Source organism: Methylibium sp. Root1272, assembly GCF_001425905.1.
GTDB lineage: Bacteria > Pseudomonadota > Gammaproteobacteria > Burkholderiales > Burkholderiaceae_C > Methylibium.
Map to the genome: position 1 here is coordinate 43,907 of NZ_LMDY01000003.1, position 19,615 is coordinate 63,521.

Consider the following 19,615-nt stretch of genomic DNA (forward strand, 5'->3'; position numbering starts at 1 on the left):
GGGTGACTCCCGACTTGCGCGTCACAAGGCCGCCGTCACCAGCATCTCGACCTTCCACTCCGGCTTGGCCAGTGCGGCCTTGACGGTCGCGCGGGGAGGTGCTTCACCGGCCGGCAACCACGCCTCCCAGACCTCGTTCAGCGCCGGGAAATCGGCCAGGTCGGTGATGAAGATCTCCACGCGCAGCAGCCGGCGCTTGTCGGTGCCGGCACGGGCCAGCAAGGCGTCGATGGCTGCCAGTACCTGGGCCGTCTGGCCGCGGATGTCCTGGCTGGCGTCGGCGGCCACCTGGCCGGCGAGGTAGACGGTGCCGCCCTCGCCGGTGCGGTGGATGGCCATCTCCGACAGGCGGGTGCCGACATCGAAACGTTGAATGCTCATGAGTGTCCTCTGGAAGGCGAAGTCTTCTGTCCCAGCCGGCTCTCGGTGCCGGCGAGCAATTTCTTGATGTTGGCGCCGTGGCGCCAGACAAGCAGCAGGCTCATCGCCGCGATCGCCAGGGCCGCGGGGCCGGCGCCCCAGATCAGCAACTGGTAGAAGGGCGCGAAGGCCGCCGCGACGATGGACGCCAGCGACACATAGCGGAAGAAGGCGACGATGATCACGAAGGTCAGCAGTGTCGCCAGGCCGAGCCAGGGGTTGAGCGCCAGCAGCACGCCCGCCGCGGTCGCGACGCCCTTGCCGCCCTTGAAGCCGAAGAACACCGGCCACAGGTGGCCGACGAAGGCGGCCAGGCCGACCAGGGCCGCCGTGCCCTCTTCCAGGCCGTAGGGCGAACCGAAGTGCTCGACCAGCAGCACCGGCAACGCGCCCTTCAGCGCATCGAGCAGCAGGGTGGCGATCGCCGCGCCCTTGTTGCCCGAGCGCAGCACGTTGGTCGCGCCGGGGTTGCCGGAGCCGTAGCTGCGCGGATCGGACAGGCCGACAACGCGGCTCACGATCACCGCGAACGACAGCGAGCCCAGCAGGTAGGCCGCGAGCGCGGCAAGCACGGGAAGGAAGGACGCCATGGCACGTATTCTGCCGCCGCCGGCCACGGCGTCAGCCGGCGCAACGCACCGGCACGGCCCCCAGCAACTCGGCCGCGCGCCGCGGGTCCAGCCCGACCAGGTAGCCGCGCCGACCGCCGTTGAGGTAGATCTTCGGCAGCTCGAGCACGCCGGCCTCCACGTAGACCGGCATGGGCTTGCGCGTGCCGAAGGGCGAGGTGCCGCCCACCAGGTAGCCGCTGTGGCGCTGCGCGACCTCGGGGGTGCAGGGCTCGACGCGCTTGCAGCCGATCTCTCGCGCCAACGCCTTCAAGCTGACCTGGCGATCACCGTGCATCAGCACGATCAGCGGCTTGGCCTGCTCGTCCTGCATCACCAGCGTCTTGACGACGTGATGCTCCTCGACGCCGAGCTGGCGCGCCGACTCGGCGGTGCCGCCGCGCTCCACGTAGTCGTACAGGTGCTCGGTGTAGGCCAACTTCTCGCGCTTCAGCAGCGCGGTGGCCGGCGTCTCGCTGGCGTGGTCTTTGCGGCTCATGCCCGAAGTCTGCCCGATGGGTGCCGGCGCCGCGCCGACCCGCATCGCACGATCTGGGGAAGGAGCACGAGCGCACTGCATGCTAGATTGCTGCGCCAGCTCCCCGGACCACCGCCTTCTCCGCCCCGATCGCCATGCACGTCGACATCGAACTGCCCCTCGGCCGCGCCACGGCGCTGCAGCGCCTGCGTGCCCAGGGCTTCTGCGTGCTGACGCCGACCGCGCTGGAAACCCTGACCGGGATGCCGCTCGACGCCTTCGACGTGATGCTGCCCTACTGGGACGAACTGGCCCCGGACCTGCACCTGAAGGACGGCGGCCACTACCGCTACCGCCGTCACGGCTGCTTCATGCAGACCCTGCAGCCCGGACAGCTCGAGACCGTGCCGCACCGCGCCCACTGGCAACCGACCACCTACAACGCGCTGCATGGCGGCATGGAGCGCTGGTTCGAGCCGCTGTCGAACGAGATGATCCACCTGCCGTCGTGGAGCGCCCTGCTCGTCGCGCTCGGTGAGCTGTTCGCCAAGTTGCGCGCACCGCAGGGGGGCCGCTGGTACATCGAGGCCCACCCCTTCCGCATCGACACCGCAGGAGGCGTGGGGCGTCCGACGCCGGAGGGTGCGCACCGCGACGGCGTCGACTTCGTCGCGGTGGTGTTCGTCGGCCGGCAAGGCGTGCGCGGCGGCGAGACCCGGGTGTTCGACGCCGCCGGCCCGCAGGGTGTGCGCTTCACGCTCGAGCAGCCCTGGACCGTGCTGCTGCTCGACGATCAGCAGGTGATTCACGAAAGCACGCCGCTGTTGCCACTGGAGCCGGTCGACCCGGAGGTCCAGGCGCACCGGGACACGCTGGTCCTGACCTACCGCAGTGGCGGCTTCCAGGCGCCGGACTGACGGAGCGCATCGGGCGATTGCGCCGCCCCGCAACCCCACGGCCCCGCACGCCCGGCTGCGGACGGGACGGGCGCTCGAAACGTGGACAATCAGTCCGCCTTCGACCTTGCGCCGTGACCCCTTCCGACTCCCACATCTATCGCCGCCTGTTCGGCTTCGTTCGCCCCTACTGGCGGATCTTCGCGCTCGGCGTCCTGGCGATGGTCGTCTACGCGGCCACCGAGACGGCGCTGCCCGCGCTGCTGAAGGAACTGCTCGACGGCAGCTTCGTCAACAAGGACCCCTGGGCGATCCATGCGATGCCCTTCCTGATCGTGCTGCTGTTCGTGGTACGGGGTCTGGCCGATTTCAGCCAGACAGTGGCGCTCCACAGCGTGGCCAACAAGATGCTGGTCGACCTGCGCACGCGCGCCTTCGACAAGCTGCTGAGCCTGCCGACCAGCTACTTCGACGCCCACGCCAGCGCCACCACCCTCTCGAAGCTGGCCTACGACGCCGCCCAGGTCACGCCGCTCATCACTACCGCGCTGATCACCGTGGTGCGCGACAGCCTCACGGTGCTGGGCCTGCTGGGCTACATGCTCTACCTGAACTGGCGGCTCTCGCTGGTGTTCTTCACCGTGCTGCCACTGATCGCCTGGGTGATCCGCGCCGTGAGCCGGCGGCTCCGGGGTCTGAGCCGCGGGCAGCAGCGCACCCAGGGCGAGATGACGCGGGTGATGGACGAGGCGATCGGCGCGCACCGCGAGATCAAGGTGTTCGGCGGTGCGGCCTTCGAGTCCGAACGCTACGCCCGCGTGGCCCACGAGCTGCGCCACTACACGATGAAGGTGATCAGCACCGCTGCCGCCAACGGCCCGATCGTGCAGGGCATCGCCGTGCTGGCGCTGGCGGCGATCATCTACTACGCGGCGCTGCAATCGCAGAACAACCAGATTACGGTCGGCGGTTTCGTCTCCTTCTTCGGCGCGATGGCGCTGCTGCTGGCGCCGCTCAAGCGCCTGTCCAACGTCAACGAGGTGCTGCAGCGCGGCCTCGCCGGGGCCGCCAGCGTCTTCGAACTGCTCGACACGCCGGCCGAGCCCGACACCGGCACACGCTCGCTGGCGCGGGCGCAGGGCCGCCTGCAGTTCGAGGGCGTGCGCCTGCGCTACCCGCAGGCCGAGCGCGATGCGCTCGCCGGCATCGACCTCGAGATCCGTCCGGGCGAGACGGTTGCCCTGGTCGGCGCGTCCGGCAGCGGCAAGACGACGATGATGGCGCTGATCCCGCGCTTCTACGTGCCGGATGCCGGCTGCATCCGCCTGGATGGCATCGACTTGCGCGAGCTCAAGCTGGCCGACCTGCGCGCCAACCTCGCACTGGTGACGCAGCACACCGTGCTCTTCAACGACACCGTGGCGGCCAACATCGCCTACGGGGCGCAGCGCCACCTGAGCGAGGACGACATCGTGGCGGCGGCCGAGGCCGCGCATGCGATGGAGTTCATCCGAGCACTGCCCCAGGGCCTGCAAACCCCGGTGGGCGAGAACGGCGCCCGCCTCTCGGGCGGCCAGCGCCAGCGCCTCGCGATCGCGCGAGCCCTGTTGAAGGACGCCCCCGTGCTGCTGCTCGACGAGGCGACCTCGGCGCTCGACACCGAGAGCGAACGCGCGGTCCAGGCCGCGATCGAGAACCTCAAGCGCGGTCGCACCACGGTGATCATCGCGCACCGGCTGTCGACGATCATCAACGCCGACCGCATCGTGGTGCTGGAGCAGGGCCGCATCCAGGAGGTCGGCAGCCATGCCGAGTTGCTGGCGCGCGGCGGTATCTACAGCCGCCTGCACCGGCTGCAGTTCGCCGACGGCGACCTGCCGGCGGCGGGAGAGGCCGCCGATTCATGAAGCGCATCCTGATCGTGCGGCTGTCGGCGATCGGTGATGTGGTGATGGCCTCGGGGCTGATCCCGGCGCTGCGGGCGCTGCACCCCGATGCCCGCATCGCCTGGCTGGTCGAGCCGGCGGCAGCCCCGCTGCTGGCGCACAACCCGCGGCTCGACGAGGTGATCGTGTGGCCGCGCGGCGAGTGGCAGCAACTGTGGCGCGAGCGCCGCTACACCGAGCTATGGCGCCGCTTGCGCGAATTTCGCCGCGCCTTGCGGGCGCAGCGCTTCGACCTCGCGCTCGACACCCAGGGGCTGCTGAAAAGTGCGGTCTGGTCCTGGCTCTGCGGTGCGCCGCGGCGACTCAGCCTCATCGGTCGCGAACAGAGCCACCGCCTCGCGACCGAGCGCGTGGTCCCGCCGCCGGATGCCGGCCCGCGCCCGATCGGGGCCGAGTACCGCCACCTCGCCCGGCACCTCGGCGCGCCGGAGGGCAGCTTCCGGCTCGACCTGGCGGTCGGCGCCGCGCCACGCGCGCGCGCCCACGAGCGGCTGGCCGCGGCCGGCGTGTCTGCGGGCGTGCGCTACGTGACGCTGTGCCCGTTCACGACGCGCCCGCAGAAGCACTGGTTCGAGGACCGCTGGCAGGCCCTGGCGCGCCGCTGCCGGGACGCGGGGCTGGTGCCCGTGCTCCTCGGCGGCCCCGGCGACCGTGCGGCAGCGGCCCGCATCGCGGCCGGCGTTCCCGGTCTGGTCGATCTGGCCGGCGCCCTGAAACTCGACGAAACGGTGGCCGCCATCGAGGGCGCGGCGTTGCTGATCGGCGTCGACACCGGGCTCACGCACATGGGCACCGCGCTCGAGGTGCCGACCGTCGCGCTGTTCGGATCGACCTGCCCCTACCGCGATCCGCGCGCGCCGCGCAGCGTGGTGCTCTACGAGCAACTCGACTGTTCACCCTGCCAGCGTCACCCGACCTGCGACGGCCGCTTCGACTGCATGCGCGCCTTCGAGGTCGATCGCGTGTTCGCCGAAGCCTCGCGCCTGCTGGAGCCGGCGGCGTGAAGATCCTGCATGTCGAGTCGGGCCGGCATCTCTATGGCGGGGCGCTGCAGGTGGTGTTCCTGCTGCAGGGCCTGAAGGCCCGCGGCGAGCAGGCTGTGCTGGTCTGCCCGCAAGGCAGTGCGATCGCCGAAGCGGCGCGGCCGCATGCGCTGCGCGTGCACGAGATCGCCATGAAGGGCGATCTCGATGTCGGCATGGTCGGTCGCCTGCGGGCGCTGATCCGCGAGGAGCGCCCGGACATCGTGCACCTGCACAGCCGGCGCGGCAGTGACCTGTGGGGCGGGCTGGCAGCCCGTCTCGAAGGCGTGCCGGCCCTCGTGAGCCGCCGGGTCGACAACCCCGAGCCGCGCTGGTGGGTCCGGCGCAAGTACCGGCTCTATGCGCGCGTGATCGCCATCTCCGAGGGCATCCGGCAGGTGCTGCTGAGCGAAGGCCTGTCGGCCGGACAGGTGGTGTGCGTACACAGCGCGGTCGACACCGAGCGCTACCGACCCGAACCGGCCGACCGCGCCTGGCTGCGTGCCGAGTTCGGCCTCGCGGAGGACGAGGCCACCCTCGCGATGGCGGCGCAATTCATTCCGCGCAAGGGCCACCGCACGCTGCTGGCGGCGCTGCCGGCCGTGCTGGCGGCGCATCCGCGCACCCGCACGCTGCTGTTCGGGCAGGGTCCGGAACTGACCGCGATCCAGGACTCGGTGCGCGAGGCCGGCCTGGGCGAGCGCGTGCTGTTCCCCGGCTTCCGGCGTGACCTGGAGCGGGTGCTGCCGTGCATCGACGTGATGGTGCATCCGGCCGAGATGGAGGGCCTGGGCGTCGCGCTGCTGCAGGCGGCGGCCTGCGGCCTGCCGATCGTCGCCGGACGCGCCGGCGGCATACCCGAGATCGTGCGGCCGGGCCTGAACGGAGAACTGATCGTGCCCGGCGATGCCACGGCGCTGACGCAGCATCTGACGCGGCTGCTCGGCGATCCGGCGCTGCGCGCGCGCTACGGCGCGGCCGGGCGGCAATTGGTGTTGGGCGAGTTCTCGGTGGGTGCGATGGTGGACGGCAATCTCGCCGTCTATCGGGCCGCCCTCGCCACGGCAGCGCGCTGAGCGATGACAATCGTGGCCATGGAATTCGGCCTCTCGCACGCTTGCCCGGAGCGATGAACATGTCTGATCCCTTGGCGCCACTCGAGACTCCCTCTGCCATCCCCCGCCGGGCCCTGATCTGCGGCATCGGCGGCCAGGATGGGGCCTACCTCGCCGCACTGCTTCTCGACAAGGGCTACACGGTCACCGGCACCTCGCGCGACGCCACCGTGATGCAGCGCCGCGGCCTCGCAGCACTCGGCATCGCCGCGCGCTGCGAGCTCGTGTCGATGGCACCGAGTGACTTCCGAAGCGTCCTGCAGACCATCGTCCGCAGCCGCCCCGACGAGATCTACAACCTGGCCGGACAGACCTCGGTCGGCCTGTCCTTCGATCAGCCGGTCGAGACGATCGAGAGCATCGCGATCGGCGTCCTCAATCTGCTCGAAGCGATGCGTTTCAGCGACCAACCGGCGCGGCTGTACAACGCTGGTTCCAGTGAGAGCTTCGGCGACACCGGCGGCCAGGCGGCGAACGAGTCCACCCCCTTCCGGCCACGCAGCCCGTACGCCGTCGCCAAGGCCTGCGCCCACAATCTGGTGGCCAACTACCGCGAGGCCTACAGGATGCACGCCTGCACCGGCATCCTGTTCAATCACGAGTCGCCGCTGCGGCCCGAGCGCTTCGTCACCCAGAAGATCGTGCGGTCGGCCTGCCGCATCGCGCGCGGCAGCGACGAGACGCTCACACTGGGAAACCTCGACATCTGGCGCGACTGGGGCTGGGCGCCGGAGTACGTGGAGGCGATGTGGCGCATGCTGCAACGGCCGCAGGCGGAGGACTTCGTCATCGGGACGGGTCACACCGTATCGCTGCAGCACTTCGTCGAGCGCGCCTTCGCGCACTTCGGCCTCGACTGGCAACGGCACGTGAAGCAGGACACCGGTCTACTCCGACCCTCCGACATCCGCTACGGCGCGGCCGATCCGTCGCATGCCCGCGCGACGCTCGGCTGGCAGCCCCGCCTGTCGGCCGACGACGTCGTCACCGCCATGTGTCAGGCGGCCGAGGCCGCATGAGCGAGGCAGCGATCGCCTGCCGCGTGTGCGGAGCGGCGAGCCCTCACGTCTACGGCGGCCGCGTGCTCGGCCATGATGTCGGCTACCACGATTGCGGCACCTGCGGCTACTTCCAGACCGAAACGCCGCACTGGCTGGAGCAGGCCTATTCTGCGGCGATCAATGACGTCGACACCGGCATCCTGTGGCGCAACCAGCGCAATCTGCGGCGCGTGATGATGACGCTCGCGGCGTTCGGGCGGCTGCAGGGCCGCGTGGTCGATCACGCCGGTGGCTACGGCATCCTCGTGCGCCTGCTGCGAGACGCCGGCGTCGACGCGCGCTGGCAGGACAAGTACTGTGCCAACCTCGTCGCGCGCGGCTTCGAGGCCGACGACGGCCCGTGCGACCTGCTCACCGCCTTCGAGGTGTTCGAGCACTTCGAGCAACCGCTGGACGAACTGCGCTCGATGCTGACGCGCGCGCCTCTGGTGTTGTTGTCGACCGAACTGGTGCGGACAGATGCCCCGCCTGCGCCGGACTGGTGGTATCTCGGCGCCACGCACGGTCAGCACATCGGCTTCTTCCGGTCGCGCACGCTGGCCTGGATGGCCCGGGCGCTCGGCGTCCACCACGCCAGCGACGGGCGGCAGTTGCACTTGTTCTCGCGCACTCCGATCCCGGCGCGCTGGCGGAGGCTGCAGCGCGTGCACCGGCTGGCGCCCCTGATCGCGCGCTGGCGTTTGAAGTCGCTGCGCGAGCGCGACCACGATGCGCTCGCGGGAGCCGCGCCGCCATGATTGCCGGAACGACACCGGCGGCGGCCCACGACATCGTGGTGATCGACCTCGATTTCCACCAGCGCACGTGCAGCACGCATTTCTTCATGGACCTGGTCGCGGGCGAAGGCACGCGGGTGCTGTATTGCGACCCGTCCAAGGACGACGTGCTGTCACTGCTGCGTGCGCACACGTGCCGGTCGCTCGTCTTCATGCAGATCCAGCCGAAGCCCCGGCTGCTGCGCGCCCTGCGCCATCCGAACGTCACCTGGGTGCCGATGCGCGACGACCTGCGCCATGACGCCAGCCGGGTGCGTCAGTTGCAAGGCAGCGGCCTCAAGTTCATCAACTTCTGCCGAGAATCGCACGCAGTCTTCAGCGCGCGCGGCCACCCCTCGCTGTCCTTGAGCTACTGGACGGCGCCGCAGTTGGCACCCCGCCGCAGCGAGCGTGTGCACCCGCGGCTCTTTCTGTGGGACCGCGGCCAGGTGCAGTGGCCCGACCTCAAGCGCCTGATCGGCGATCAGCCGGTCGACAGTGTCGTGCTCCGGCTCGCGCCGGACCCTGGCCTTGCCTGCGTGCGGCCCGATGCGCAAGACATCCAGCGTTACCGCATCGAGTTGATCGAGGGCTGGCTCGATCACGCCGACTACCTCGCGCTGCTGCGGGACTGTGACGTGTTCGTCGCACCCCGCCGACTCGAGGGCATCGGCATGGCGACGCTCGAAGCCATGGGCTCGGGGCAACCCGTTCTGGCGCCCGACCGCGCGACGATGAACGAGTACGTGGTGCATGGCCGCAACGGCTGGCTCTACGACCCCGACCGCCCCGCGCCGGTGGACCTGTCTGACTGGCGCCTGCGCGGACAGGCTGCCTGGGAGGACAGCGTCGCGGGCGCCGCCGCCTGGAACCGGCAGCAGGCCGAGGTGCGCCCGTTCGTGCTGGCGCCGTCGCCGCGCCGAGAGCGGCTGTGGTGGCGACTCGCCACGGGGTTGGGGCTGTGAGCAGGGCGCGCATCCCTCTGCCTGAACGCCTGACGCCGGCGCGTCTACCTCCGCAGTGGCCGACCGCGAGCGTCCGGCCGACCTCCGCCGCAGCATCGGCCGATCTGCCACGCATCACCATCGTCACGCCGTCCTACAACCAGGCCGCCTTTCTCGAATCGACGATTCGCTCGGTACTGGAACAGGGCTACCCGGCGCTCGACTACCACGTGATCGACGGTGGCAGCAACGACGGCTCGGTCGAGATCCTGCGGCACTACGCACCGTGGCTGACCAGTTGGGTGTCGGAGCGCGACGGTGGCCAGGTCGATGCCCTCCTCAAGGGCCTGGCACGCGCCGGCGGCGAATGGTTCAACTGGATCAATTCCGATGACCTGCTGGCCCCCGGCGCACTGTGGGAGGTGGCTCGCGTGCGCGAGGCCGACCTGTTCGGCGGCTGCACGCAGAACTTCAGCGAGCACCGGCTCGACCGCCTGCGCACCAGCCGCGCGTTGACAGCGCGCGACCTGGTGCGCCTGCCGATCGAGTCGCGCACGCGCTGGCACCAACCGGGCATCTGGTACCGCACCGCAGCGCTGCGCGAGACCGGCATCGACGCGACGCTGCACTACCGCTTCGACCTCGACCTGCTGATCCGCTACACGCAGCGTTTCCCGCGCGTGCAGTACAGCGATCGCACGCTGGCGTGGTTCCGGCTGCACGGCGCCTCCAAGTCGCTCGCCGACGCCGAACGCTTCAGTGCCGAGCACCAGACGCTGCTGATGCGTCTGCTCGACGACCCCGACCTGCAGGCCCTGCATGCGGATGCTCGCGCCGCACTGGCGGCGCTGCAGTGGCGGCAGACCCTGCGGGCGCTGCAGGACGACCACTCGCGCCCTCGGCCGGCCCGCCTGTTGGCGCTGTGGCGGGCCGCGCAGCAGGTGCCCGGAGCCTGGCGCATCAACGCGACCTACGACACACTGGGCCGCCTGCTGCGGCCACGCCGCCGCTAGCGCGGCGCCCGGGCCGCGGCCTGCTGCAGCCGTCGCCGGATCAGCGGCACCAGCGGTTCGACCGGCCAGCGTCGGCTGGCCTGCAGCAGCACGAAGCGCGCGGCCGGATCGTCGAACGCCGCCTCGACCAGCGCGGCCGCCTGGTCACGTTGTTGCTGCGTGATGACGAAGCGCGTCGCGGTGTTCGCCGGGCTCTCGAAGTGGTGGCGGCCTCGCTCGATGAACTGCGCATAGGCGCCGTAGAGCGTGAACTCCGACAGTTCGCCCGGTCGCTGACCCAACAGGCTGCGCCACCATGGGCGCCCACCATGCACCTGTGCCAGGTGAGCGTGCAGGCCGCGCGCGGTGTCGCGATGGAACACGAACGGCCAGGCGACGAAGTTCACCGGGCGCACCGTCTCGGACGCCAGCGCCAGCATGCGCGCGGCGGCATCGGCCCAATGCGCGAAGGTGGGCCGGTGCTCGATCATCAAGGCCGCCCGGCCGTCGTGCAGGTAGTGCTCGGCGCGCAGCGGCATGGTGGGCAGCACGTCGGAGTCGAGCGCCACGCAGGCCTCGTGCGGCCCGATCGCGGGCACCGCGAGCTTGACGATCTGCTGCACGTGCCAGCCGTCGCTGGCCGCGTCCGGAAACCAGCCGAAGCGCTTGGCCAGGCTGCGGCGCAACTTGCGGTAGCCGTCCGGCCAGCCCGACAGGCGCCGCCGCGTGGCCTCGACCTCGGCGGGAAGCACCTCGGCCGAGGCGATCCACTCGACCCGGGTCGTGCCCAACGCGTTGCGGAACAGCGGCAGGTCCTCGGTCTGCACCACCGCGAGGTGCGGCCAGTCGCAGCCGAAGGCGTCGAGCGCCTCGCGCAGCAGGCCGAAGCGCTGCAGGTCGGCGCGGTAGGTCGGCGTCAGCAGCGCGACGCGCGGCGGCGCCTCCGTCATGGCACCGACGACGGCCTGCGTGGCGACGTCGCGGCATCCGCCTCCAGCGCCCACAGCGCCGCGTACTTGTGGAACGCGTACTGCCCCAGGATCACGGCCATCAGGAAGCCGCGGCTGCCGTCGAGGAAGCCGCCGCGCAGCAGGTACTGCTGGAGAAAGTCGGTCACGAAGCGCAGCGCCGCATACGCGAGGTTGCCGCGGTGGCCCTTGGCGAACTTCTGCTCTGCCAGCAGGCAGCCGTACTTCAGGTGCTTCTCCTGCACATGCTGGTAGCTGCGCCACGAGTAGTGCTCGAGCGGCGCCTTCAGCACGCGGTCCTTCCGGCGCGGCATCAGCAGCGACTCGTGCACCTGGTGTTCGCGGTAGCGCACCCCCTCGCGCAGGAACAGCTTGGCCTGCGGCGAGGTGTAGCGGCCGTACTTCAACGGGCGGCCGAAGAAATAGGTCTTCCACGGCATCTTGAGCACGGTGAAGTCGCGCCCCGGTTCGTCGAGCACGCGGTCGATCTCGTCGCGCAGTTCGGGCGTCACCACCTCGTCGGCATCGATCGACAGCACCCACTCGCCGCTGCAGTGGTCGAGCGCACGGTTGCGCTGCGGGCCGTATCCCGGCCAATCGGTGACCCAGAGCTTGTCGGTGTAGCGGCGCACGATGTCGGTCGTGCCGTCGGTGCTGCCGCTGTCGAGCACGACGATCTCGCTCGCCCAGCCGGCCACCGACTGCAGGCAGGCCTCGATCCGGTCGGCCTCGTCGCGGACGATCATCATGACCGAGACGGTCGTGCGGCGGCTGGAACGGGGCAGCATGGCAGGGGCGGAGTCGCGTCGGCCCGGATGATAGGCGCTCGTGCCGCCGCCGCCGGCCGGATGCAGCGGCCCCGCACGACACGCGCTACCCTCCGCGCCATGACATTGCCCTCCTCCCTCGCTCCCGGCCTGCGCCCGTCCCGCGTCCTGCAATTGCCGGTGCGCGGCCTGCACTACCAGGTGCATGCCTGGGGCGATGCTTCGCTTGTCGCCCCCGACCGACCACCGCTGATGCTGCTGCACGGCTGGATGGACGTGGGTGCGTCCTTCCAGTTCCTGGTCGACGCGCTCGCCACGCCGCGCTTCGTGCTGGCGCCCGACTGGCGCGGCTTCGGCGGCAGCCTGGTGCCGCCTGCCACCGACAGCTACTGGTTCGCCGACTACCTGGCCGACCTGGACGCGCTGCTGGACCACTTCGCGCCCGACCAACCGGTCGACCTGCTGGGCCACAGCATGGGCGGCAACGTCGTGATGCTGTACGCCGGCGTGCGGCCGGCGCGCATCCGCCGCCTGATCAACCTCGAGGGCTTCGGCATGCCGCGCTGCGCGCCGGCCCAGGCGCCCAGCCGCTACGCAAAATGGCTCGATGAACTGAAGGCGCCGCAGCGCCTGCGCGACTACGCCAGCCTCGACGAGGTCGCACACCGACTGCGCCAGAACAACCCGCGGCTCACCTTGGAACGCGCCGCGTGGCTGGCGCCGCACTGGGCGCGCCAAACGGCAATGGGGCGCTGGGAGATCCAGGGCGACCCGGCGCACAAGCGCAGCAACCCGCTGCTCTACCGCGTCGACGAGGTGCTGGCCTGCTGGGGGCGCATCACGGCGCCGCTGCTGTGGGTGGAGGGGCGGCAGACCGACGTATCCAAGTGGTGGGGCAACAGCTACCCGCGCAGCGATTTCGAGGAGCGCCTGGCCTCGATCGCCTCCACCGTGTCGATCGAACGGGTGATGCTGGAAGACGCCGGACACATGCTGCACCACGATCAGCCGGAGCAGTTGTCGGCGCACATCGAGCGTTTCCTGTCGGGGCCGTGACCTGCAATGCGGGGTGGCGGGGTGTTGGAGCGAGCATGGCGGGGTGCGAGTGGGCGCCATCGCTTAGCGGGGGTACCCGATGCGCGCTGTCGCCCACTCGCACCCCGCCATGCAAGCACCGACTGTGCTTCGGGACCTGGCCGTGCGGCGATGGTGGAAGCGAGGATGAGGGCGGGCCCGGCGAAGCGCATCGGGTACCCCCGCTAAGCGCAGCCGGGCCCGCCCTCATCCTCGCCCGCTCCGAGCTCAAGAGGCAGCATGAGAAAATCCATCGATCAGCGGCCCTCAGCCGCCGCTCCCGAACACGAAGGAACCCCCATGGACATCGAACACATCAACGCCCTCGGCAACCAACTTGCTGACCTGCGCGAGCGCACGGCCCAGCTCCGGGGGTATCTTTGACTACGATGAAAAGTCACGCCGCCTGAGCGAGGTCAACGCCGCGCTCGAGGATCCGACGGTCTGGAACGACCCGAAGAACGCCCAGGCCCTGGGCCGGGAGAAGAAGTCGCTCGAGACGGTGGTCGACACCATCGCGTCGCTGGAGCGCGACCTCGTCGACAACGCCGAGCTCTACGAGATGAGCAAGGAAGAAGGCGACGAGGACGGCCTGCGTGCCATCGAGGCCGAGACGCTGGGTCTGGCCGCGCAGGTGGAGCAGCTCGAGTTCCGCCGCATGTTCAGCAACCCCGCCGACCCGAGCAACTGCTTCATCGACATCCAGGCCGGCGCCGGTGGCACCGAGGCCTGCGACTGGGCCAGCATGCTGCTGCGCCAGTACCTCAAGTACTGCGAACGCAAGGGCTTCAAGGCCACCATCGAGGACGAGACCGAGGGCGACACCGCCGGCATCAAGAACGCAACGATCAAGGTCGAGGGCGACTACGCCTTCGGCCACCTGCGCACCGAGACCGGCGTGCACCGCCTGGTGCGCAAGAGCCCGTTCGATTCCTCGGGCGGACGCCACACCAGCTTCGCGTCGCTGTTCGTCTACCCCGAGGTCGACGACTCGATCGAGATCGAGATCAACCCGGCCGACGTGCGCACCGACACCTTCCGCGCCAGCGGAGCGGGCGGCCAGCACATCAACAAGACCGACTCGGCGGTGCGGCTGACGCACATCCCGACCGGCATCGTCGTGCAGTGCCAGGACGGCCGCAGCCAGCACAGCAACCGCGACGTGGCGTGGAAGCGGCTGCGCTCGCGCCTGTACGACCATGAGATGCGCAAGCGCCAGGAAGAGCAGCAGAAGCTGGAAGACACCAAGACCGACGTCGGCTGGGGCCACCAGATCCGCTCCTACGTGCTGGACAACAGCCGCATCAAGGACCTGCGCACCAATGTCGAGATCTCCAACACGCAGAAGGTGCTCGACGGCGACCTGGACGCCTTCATCGAGGCCAGCCTGAAGCAGGGCGTCTGAGGCCCCCATTCCGCTCGACCCCCACGAAGTTCCCCTGGAGACACCGCACATGCGCGAAGGCACCGCTCCCCTCGTCCGCCGCGAGGACTACAGCGCCCCGGCCTACTGGATCCGCAGCGTCGACCTCACGTTCGACCTGGACCCGCAGAAGACGCTGGTCATCAACCGCATGGAGGTCGAGCGCAACCCCGACCTGCCGGCGCAGCCGCTGCGCCTGGACGGCGAGGACATCAACCTCACACGGGTGCTGGTCGATGGCGAGAGCATCTCCTTCCGCGTCGAAGGCGCGCAACTGGTGCTCGACGGTCTGCCGGACGGCCGCTTCACGCTCGAGCTGCGCAACACCTGCGCACCGGCGAAGAACACCCAGCTGTCGGGCCTGTACACCTCCGGTGGCGGCTTCTTCACGCAGTGCGAGGCGCAGGGCTTCCGCCGCATCACCTACTTCCTCGACCGGCCCGACGTGATGGCGGTCTTCACCGTCACGCTGAAGGCCGACGCGAAGACCTACCCGGTGCTGCTGTCGAACGGGAACCTGGTGGAGCAGGCCGAGCTCGACGGCGGCAAGCACAGCGCGAAGTGGCACGACCCCTTCCCGAAGCCGAGCTACCTGTTCGCGCTGGTCGCGGCCGACCTGGTGATGCGCGAGCAGAAGGTCCGCAGCCGCTCGGGCAAAGACCATTTGCTGCAGGTCTACGTGCGCGCCGGCGACCTGGACAAGACCGAGCACGCGATGAACTCGCTGATCGCCTCGGTGGCCTGGGACGAGGCGCGCTTCGGCCTGTCGCTCGACCTGGAGCGCTTCATGATCGTCGCGGTGAGCGACTTCAACATGGGCGCGATGGAGAACAAGGGCCTGAACATCTTCAACACGAAGTTCGTGCTGGCCAGCGCCGCGACCGCCACCGACTTCGACTTCGCGCACGTCGAGAGCGTGGTCGGCCACGAGTACTTCCACAACTGGACCGGCAACCGCGTGACCTGCCGCGACTGGTTCCAGCTGTCGCTGAAGGAAGGCCTCACGGTCTTCCGCGACCAGGAGTTCAGCATGGACATGGCGGGCGCTGCCAGCGCCCGCGCCGTGCAGCGCATCCAGGACGTGCGCCTGCTGCGCCAGGTGCAGTTCTCCGAGGACGCCGGCCCGATGGCTCACCCGGTGCGTCCCGACCAGTACCAGGCGATCGACAATTTCTACACCGCCACCGTCTACGAGAAGGGCGCCGAGGTGGTGCGGATGATGCACACGCTGGTCGGCCGCGACGGCTTCGCCGCCGGCATGAAGCGCTACTTCGAGCGCCACGACGGCCAGGCCGTGACCTGCGACGATTTCGCGCAGGCCATCGCCGATGCCAACCCCGGCAGTGCCCTGGCCGGACGGCTGGACGCCTTCAAGCGCTGGTACGCGCAGGCCGGCACGCCGCAGCTCGCCGCGCGCGGCCGCTACGACGCCGAGGCCCGCCGCTACACGCTCGAACTCACGCAGCGAGGCTTGCCCACGCCCGGCCAGCCCGACAAGCAGCCGTGGGTGATCCCGGTCGCGATCGGCCTGGTGGCGGCCGACGACGGCCGGGCGCTGCCACTGCAGCTCGACGGTGAACCGGCCGCGGACGGCAGCGACCGCGTGCTGGTGCTCGACCAGCCGAGCGCCACCTTCACCTTCGTCGGTGTCGAGTCCGAACCCGTGCCCTCGCTGCTGCGCGGCTTCTCGTCCCCGGTGGTCCTGGACGCCGCGCTGACGGATGCCCAGTTGCTGGTGCTGCTGGCCCACGACCGCGACGCCTTCAACCGCTGGGAGGCTGGCCAGCAGCTCGCGTTGCGCCGCCTGCTCGCGGCCGCGCAGCGGCAGGACGACGGCACACCGGTGCTCGACCAGCCCTTCGTCGCGGCGATGCGCAGCCTGCTGCGCGACCCCGCGCTCGACGCCGCCTTCAAGGAGCTCGCGCTCACGCTGCCGACCGAGACGTACGTGGGCGAGCGGCTCGGCGTGCAGATCGACCCGCAGCGCGTGCATGCGGTGCGCGAGGCCGCCCGCCTGCAGCTCGCGCAGGCGCTGCGCGACGACTGGGTCTGGGCTTACGACAAGCACCAGCCCGCCGGCGGCTACTCGCCCGACGCGCACAGCGCCGGCCAGCGCGCGCTGGCCAACCTGGCGCTGGCGATGCTGGTGCTCGATGCCACCGCCAGCGGTGACACCGTCTGGCCCGGCCGGGCCTACCAGCGCTTCAAGGACGCCGGCAACATGACCGACCGCTTCGGTGCGCTGTCGGCCCTGGTGAACGCGCACGCCGAGCTGGCGGTGCCGGCGCTGGAGCGCTTCCACGCGCTGTTCAAGGGCGAGGCGCTGGTGATCGACAAGTGGTTCGCGCTGCAGGCCGGCGCGAGCGAGCCGGTCGGCGAGCGCGCCGGCCGCGTGTTCGCGCGGGCCAAGGCCCTGTTGCAGCATGCCGACTTCTCGCTGCGCAACCCGAACCGGGCGCGCAGCGTGCTGGCGGCGCTGTTCCTCAACAACCCGGCCGCCTTCCACCGCAGCGACGCCGCCGGCTACGTGTTCTGGGCCGAGCGGGTGTGCGAGGTCGACGCCATCAACCCGCAGCTCGCCTCGCGGCTGGCGCGCGCACTCGACCGCTGGCGTGCGCTGGCCGAGCCCTACCGCAGCGCCGCGCGCGAGGCGATCGCCCGCGTGGCGGCCAAGCCGGAGCTGTCCGAGGACACGCGCGAGATCGTCACGCGCGCACTGCAGGACTGACCTCCCCTCTTCCCCTCTCTCTCACGTCCGAAGGAACCCCGAGATGACCCGACGCATCAGCCTCACGCAATACCTGGTGGAGGAGCAGCGCGAGCGCGGCCGCATCCCGGCGCAGCTGCGCCTGCTGCTGGAGGTGGTGGCGCGCGCCTGCAAGAGCATCGCCATCAGCGTCAACAAGGGCGCGCTGGGTGGCGTGCTCGGCAGCGCCGGCAGCGAGAACGTGCAGGGCGAGGTGCAGAAGAAGCTGGACATCATCGCCAACGAGGTGCTGATCGAGGCCAACGAATGGGGCGGCGCGCTCGCGGCCATGGCCAGCGAGGAGATGGACAGCATCTACGTCGTGCCCAACCGCTACCCCCAGGGCGAGTACCTGCTGCTGTTCGACCCGCTCGACGGCTCGAGCAATATCGACGTCAACGTCAGCATCGGCACCATCTTCTCCGTGCTGAAGAAGCAGAGCGACACCCCGGGCGTCAGCACCCAGGACTTCCTGCAGCCCGGCAGTGCCCAGGTGGCCGCCGGCTATTGCGTCTACGGCCCGCAGACCACGCTGGTGCTGACCGTCGGCGACGGCGTCGCGATGTTCACGCTCGACCGCGAGCAGGGCTCGTGGGTGCTCACCGCCGACGAGGTGCGCATCCCCGAGGACACCAAGGAGTTCGCGGTCAACATGAGCAACCAGCGCCACTGGGCGCCGCCGATGCAGCGCTACATCGACGAATGCCTGCAGGGCAAGGACGGCCCGCGCGGCAAGGACTTCAACATGCGCTGGGTCGCCAGCATGGTGGCCGACGTGCACCGCATCCTGTGCCGCGGAGGCGTCTTCATGTACCCCTGGGACAAGCGCGAGCCGGCCAAGGCCGGCAAGCTGCGGCTGATGTACGAGGCCAATCCGATGGGTTTCATCGTCGAGCAGGCCGGCGGCGCGGCCACCAACGGCAAGCAGCGCGTACTCGACCTGCAGCCGGGCCAGCTGCACGAGCGCGTCAGCGTGATCCTGGGCTCGAAGAACGAGGTCGAGCGCGCGAGCGCCTACCATCGCGAAGCGGGCTGACGGCGGCGGCCGCGACCGCACCACCACGGAGGACGAGTCGATGGCAAGTAAGAAGAGGAACGCGTTCTATGCCCAGTCGGGCGGCGTGACGGCGGTCATCAACGCGTCGGCCTGCGGCGTGATCGAGACGGCGCGCCGCCACAAGGACCGCATCGGCAAGGTCTACGCCGGCCGCGACGGCATCATCGGCGCGCTCACCGAGGACCTGATCGACGCCGGCAAGGAGTCGGCCACGGCGATCGCCGCGCTGCGCTCCACGCCGTCGGGCGCCTTCGGCTCCTGCCGCTACAAGCTCAAGTCGCTCGAGGCGAACCGGCGCGAGTACGAACGCCTGATCGAGGTGTTCCGCGCACACGACATCGGCTACTTCTTCTACAACGGCGGCGGCGATTCGGCCGACACCTGCTTCAAGGTCAGCCAGCTGTCGGAGGCGATGGGCTACCCGCTGCAGGCGATCCACGTGCCCAAGACCATCGACAACGACCTCGCCTTCACCGACTGCTGCCCCGGCTTCGGCTCGGTGGCCAAATACGTGGCGGTGTCGACGCTCGAGGCCTCGTTCGACGTGCGCTCGATGGCCAAGACCTCGACCAAGGTGTTCGTCGTCGAGGTCATGGGCCGCCACGCCGGCTGGATCGCCGCGGCCGGCGGCCTGGTCGAGGACCAGGGCATCCCGGTGGTGATCCTGTTCCCCGAGATCGTGTTCGACGAGCAGAAGTTTCTCGCGCGCGTCGACAAGCTCGTCAAGCAGCACGGCTACTGCACCGTGGTGGTGTCCGAGGGCTGCCACCACGCGGACGGCAGCTTCCTCGCCGAGCAGGGCGCCCGCGACGCCTTCGGCCATGCGCAGCTCGGCGGCGCGGCGCCGGTGGTGGCGAACCTCATCAAGCAGGCGCTCGGCCACAAGTTCCACTGGGCGGTGGCCGACTACCTGCAGCGCTCGGCACGCCACATCGCGTCGAAGACCGACGTGACCCAGGCCTACGCGCTGGGGCGCAAGGCCGTCGAGCTGGCGCTGCGGGGCCACAACGCGGTGATGCCGACGATCGAGCGCCTGTCCGATGCGCCGTACAAGTACCGCATCGGCGTGGCGCCGCTGGCGAAGGTGGCCAACGTCGAGAAGTTCATGCCGCGAGACTTCATCACCAAGGACGGCTTCGGCATCACCGAGAAATGCCGTCGCTACCTGCTGCCGCTGATCCAGGGCGAGGACTATCCGCGCTTCGCGAACGGCCTGCCGTGCTACGTGAGCCTGAAGAACGTGGCGGTACCTAAGAAGCTGCCCGTCTTCGACCTGAAATAGCGCAACGCCATCGGCTAGAATCTGCGTCTTCCCGGTGCGGCATCGACGCTCCGGGGGTCTG

General features: G+C 70.0%; 18 protein-coding genes. 13 read left to right on the forward strand and 5 right to left on the reverse strand.

Annotated features, from left to right (window positions below):
- Positions 1-21: 21 nt before the first annotated feature.
- The 3 genes from ASC67_RS04310 to ASC67_RS04320 are packed head-to-tail and all read right to left on the reverse strand — an operon-like array spanning position 22 to position 1,527.
- Positions 22-381: a RidA family protein gene (locus ASC67_RS04310; RefSeq protein ID WP_056315509.1), complete on the reverse strand. Its 360-nt coding sequence runs from the start codon at positions 379-381 to the stop codon at positions 22-24.
- A complete protein-coding gene (plsY, locus tag ASC67_RS04315; protein WP_056315511.1) occupies positions 378-1,010 on the reverse strand; it encodes a glycerol-3-phosphate 1-O-acyltransferase PlsY in 633 nt (210 codons plus the stop codon). The genes ASC67_RS04310 and plsY overlap by 4 nt, the downstream gene beginning before the upstream one ends.
- 31 nt (positions 1,011-1,041) lie before the next feature.
- The gene (locus ASC67_RS04320) at positions 1,042-1,527 is read right to left on the reverse strand and encodes an aminoacyl-tRNA deacylase (RefSeq protein ID WP_056315767.1); all 486 of its coding nucleotides are present in this window, start codon (positions 1,525-1,527) and stop codon (positions 1,042-1,044) included.
- Between the two features lie 134 nt (positions 1,528-1,661).
- Between ASC67_RS04320 and ASC67_RS04325 the strand changes: the two genes are divergently transcribed.
- From ASC67_RS04325 to ASC67_RS04360, 8 genes are all read left to right on the forward strand, one after another.
- Positions 1,662-2,423 (forward strand): 2OG-Fe dioxygenase family protein, encoded by a 762-nt coding sequence (locus ASC67_RS04325; protein ID WP_056315513.1) that lies wholly within the window; start codon positions 1,662-1,664, stop codon positions 2,421-2,423.
- Positions 2,424-2,536: 113 nt separating this feature from the next.
- Positions 2,537-4,309, forward strand: coding sequence for a lipid A export permease/ATP-binding protein MsbA (gene msbA / locus ASC67_RS04330; protein WP_056315516.1), 1,773 nt, complete (start codon positions 2,537-2,539; stop codon positions 4,307-4,309).
- Positions 4,306-5,352 (forward strand): glycosyltransferase family 9 protein, encoded by a 1,047-nt coding sequence (locus tag ASC67_RS04335; RefSeq protein ID WP_056315518.1) that lies wholly within the window; start codon positions 4,306-4,308, stop codon positions 5,350-5,352. The genes msbA and ASC67_RS04335 overlap by 4 nt, the downstream gene beginning before the upstream one ends.
- Complete coding sequence (locus tag ASC67_RS04340) at positions 5,349-6,446, forward strand: glycosyltransferase (RefSeq protein WP_056315520.1); 1,098 nt, start codon at positions 5,349-5,351, stop codon at positions 6,444-6,446. Before ASC67_RS04335 ends, ASC67_RS04340 begins: the two co-directional genes overlap by 4 nt.
- A gap of 59 nt (positions 6,447-6,505) precedes the next feature.
- Positions 6,506-7,504 carry a GDP-mannose 4,6-dehydratase gene (locus ASC67_RS04345; RefSeq protein WP_056315770.1) on the forward strand — a complete coding sequence of 333 codons (999 nt, stop codon included), beginning with the start codon at positions 6,506-6,508 and terminating at the stop codon, positions 7,502-7,504.
- Positions 7,501-8,283, forward strand: a complete 783-nt coding sequence (locus tag ASC67_RS04350; RefSeq protein ID WP_056315521.1) for a class I SAM-dependent methyltransferase — start codon at positions 7,501-7,503, stop codon at positions 8,281-8,283. Before ASC67_RS04345 ends, ASC67_RS04350 begins: the two co-directional genes overlap by 4 nt.
- Positions 8,280-9,266 (forward strand): glycosyltransferase, encoded by a 987-nt coding sequence (locus ASC67_RS04355; RefSeq protein WP_056315523.1) that lies wholly within the window; start codon positions 8,280-8,282, stop codon positions 9,264-9,266. The genes ASC67_RS04350 and ASC67_RS04355 overlap by 4 nt, the downstream gene beginning before the upstream one ends.
- Positions 9,263-10,258: a glycosyltransferase family 2 protein gene (locus ASC67_RS04360; RefSeq protein WP_056315525.1), complete on the forward strand. Its 996-nt coding sequence runs from the start codon at positions 9,263-9,265 to the stop codon at positions 10,256-10,258. Before ASC67_RS04355 ends, ASC67_RS04360 begins: the two co-directional genes overlap by 4 nt.
- Here the strand turns inward: ASC67_RS04360 and ASC67_RS04365 are convergent.
- Together ASC67_RS04365 and ASC67_RS04370 are read right to left on the reverse strand one after the other, a co-directional pair.
- The gene (locus ASC67_RS04365) at positions 10,255-11,187 is read right to left on the reverse strand and encodes a DUF6492 family protein (RefSeq protein ID WP_156466656.1); all 933 of its coding nucleotides are present in this window, start codon (positions 11,185-11,187) and stop codon (positions 10,255-10,257) included. The genes ASC67_RS04360 and ASC67_RS04365 overlap by 4 nt on opposite strands.
- Positions 11,184-11,993, reverse strand: a complete 810-nt coding sequence (locus ASC67_RS04370; RefSeq protein ID WP_056315530.1) for a glycosyltransferase family 2 protein — start codon at positions 11,991-11,993, stop codon at positions 11,184-11,186. The genes ASC67_RS04365 and ASC67_RS04370 overlap by 4 nt, the downstream gene beginning before the upstream one ends.
- 99 nt (positions 11,994-12,092) lie before the next feature.
- On the opposite strand from ASC67_RS04370, the gene ASC67_RS04375 reads away from it, so the two are divergent.
- The 5 genes from ASC67_RS04375 to ASC67_RS04395 all read left to right on the forward strand — a co-directional run bounded on the left by ASC67_RS04375 (position 12,093) and on the right by ASC67_RS04395 (position 19,554).
- Positions 12,093-13,028: an alpha/beta fold hydrolase gene (locus ASC67_RS04375; RefSeq protein ID WP_056315532.1), complete on the forward strand. Its 936-nt coding sequence runs from the start codon at positions 12,093-12,095 to the stop codon at positions 13,026-13,028.
- Positions 13,029-13,346: 318 nt separating this feature from the next.
- Positions 13,347-14,451, forward strand: a protein-coding gene (gene prfB, locus ASC67_RS20470) for a peptide chain release factor 2 (RefSeq protein ID WP_156466657.1) whose coding sequence is annotated in 2 segments (ribosomal slippage) — positions 13,347-13,427 and positions 13,429-14,451 — 1,104 coding nt in all. Because the reading frame shifts where the segments join, the coding sequence is not laid out codon by codon here.
- A gap of 49 nt (positions 14,452-14,500) precedes the next feature.
- Positions 14,501-17,197: an aminopeptidase N gene (pepN, locus tag ASC67_RS04385; RefSeq protein WP_056315534.1), complete on the forward strand. Its 2,697-nt coding sequence runs from the start codon at positions 14,501-14,503 to the stop codon at positions 17,195-17,197.
- Positions 17,198-17,240: 43 nt separating this feature from the next.
- The gene (locus ASC67_RS04390) at positions 17,241-18,251 is read left to right on the forward strand and encodes a class 1 fructose-bisphosphatase (protein WP_056315536.1); all 1,011 of its coding nucleotides are present in this window, start codon (positions 17,241-17,243) and stop codon (positions 18,249-18,251) included.
- Between the two features lie 40 nt (positions 18,252-18,291).
- Entirely contained in the window at positions 18,292-19,554 is a 1,263-nt protein-coding gene (locus ASC67_RS04395) for a 6-phosphofructokinase (protein WP_056315538.1), read from the forward strand.
- The last annotated feature ends 61 nt before the right edge of the window (positions 19,555-19,615 follow it).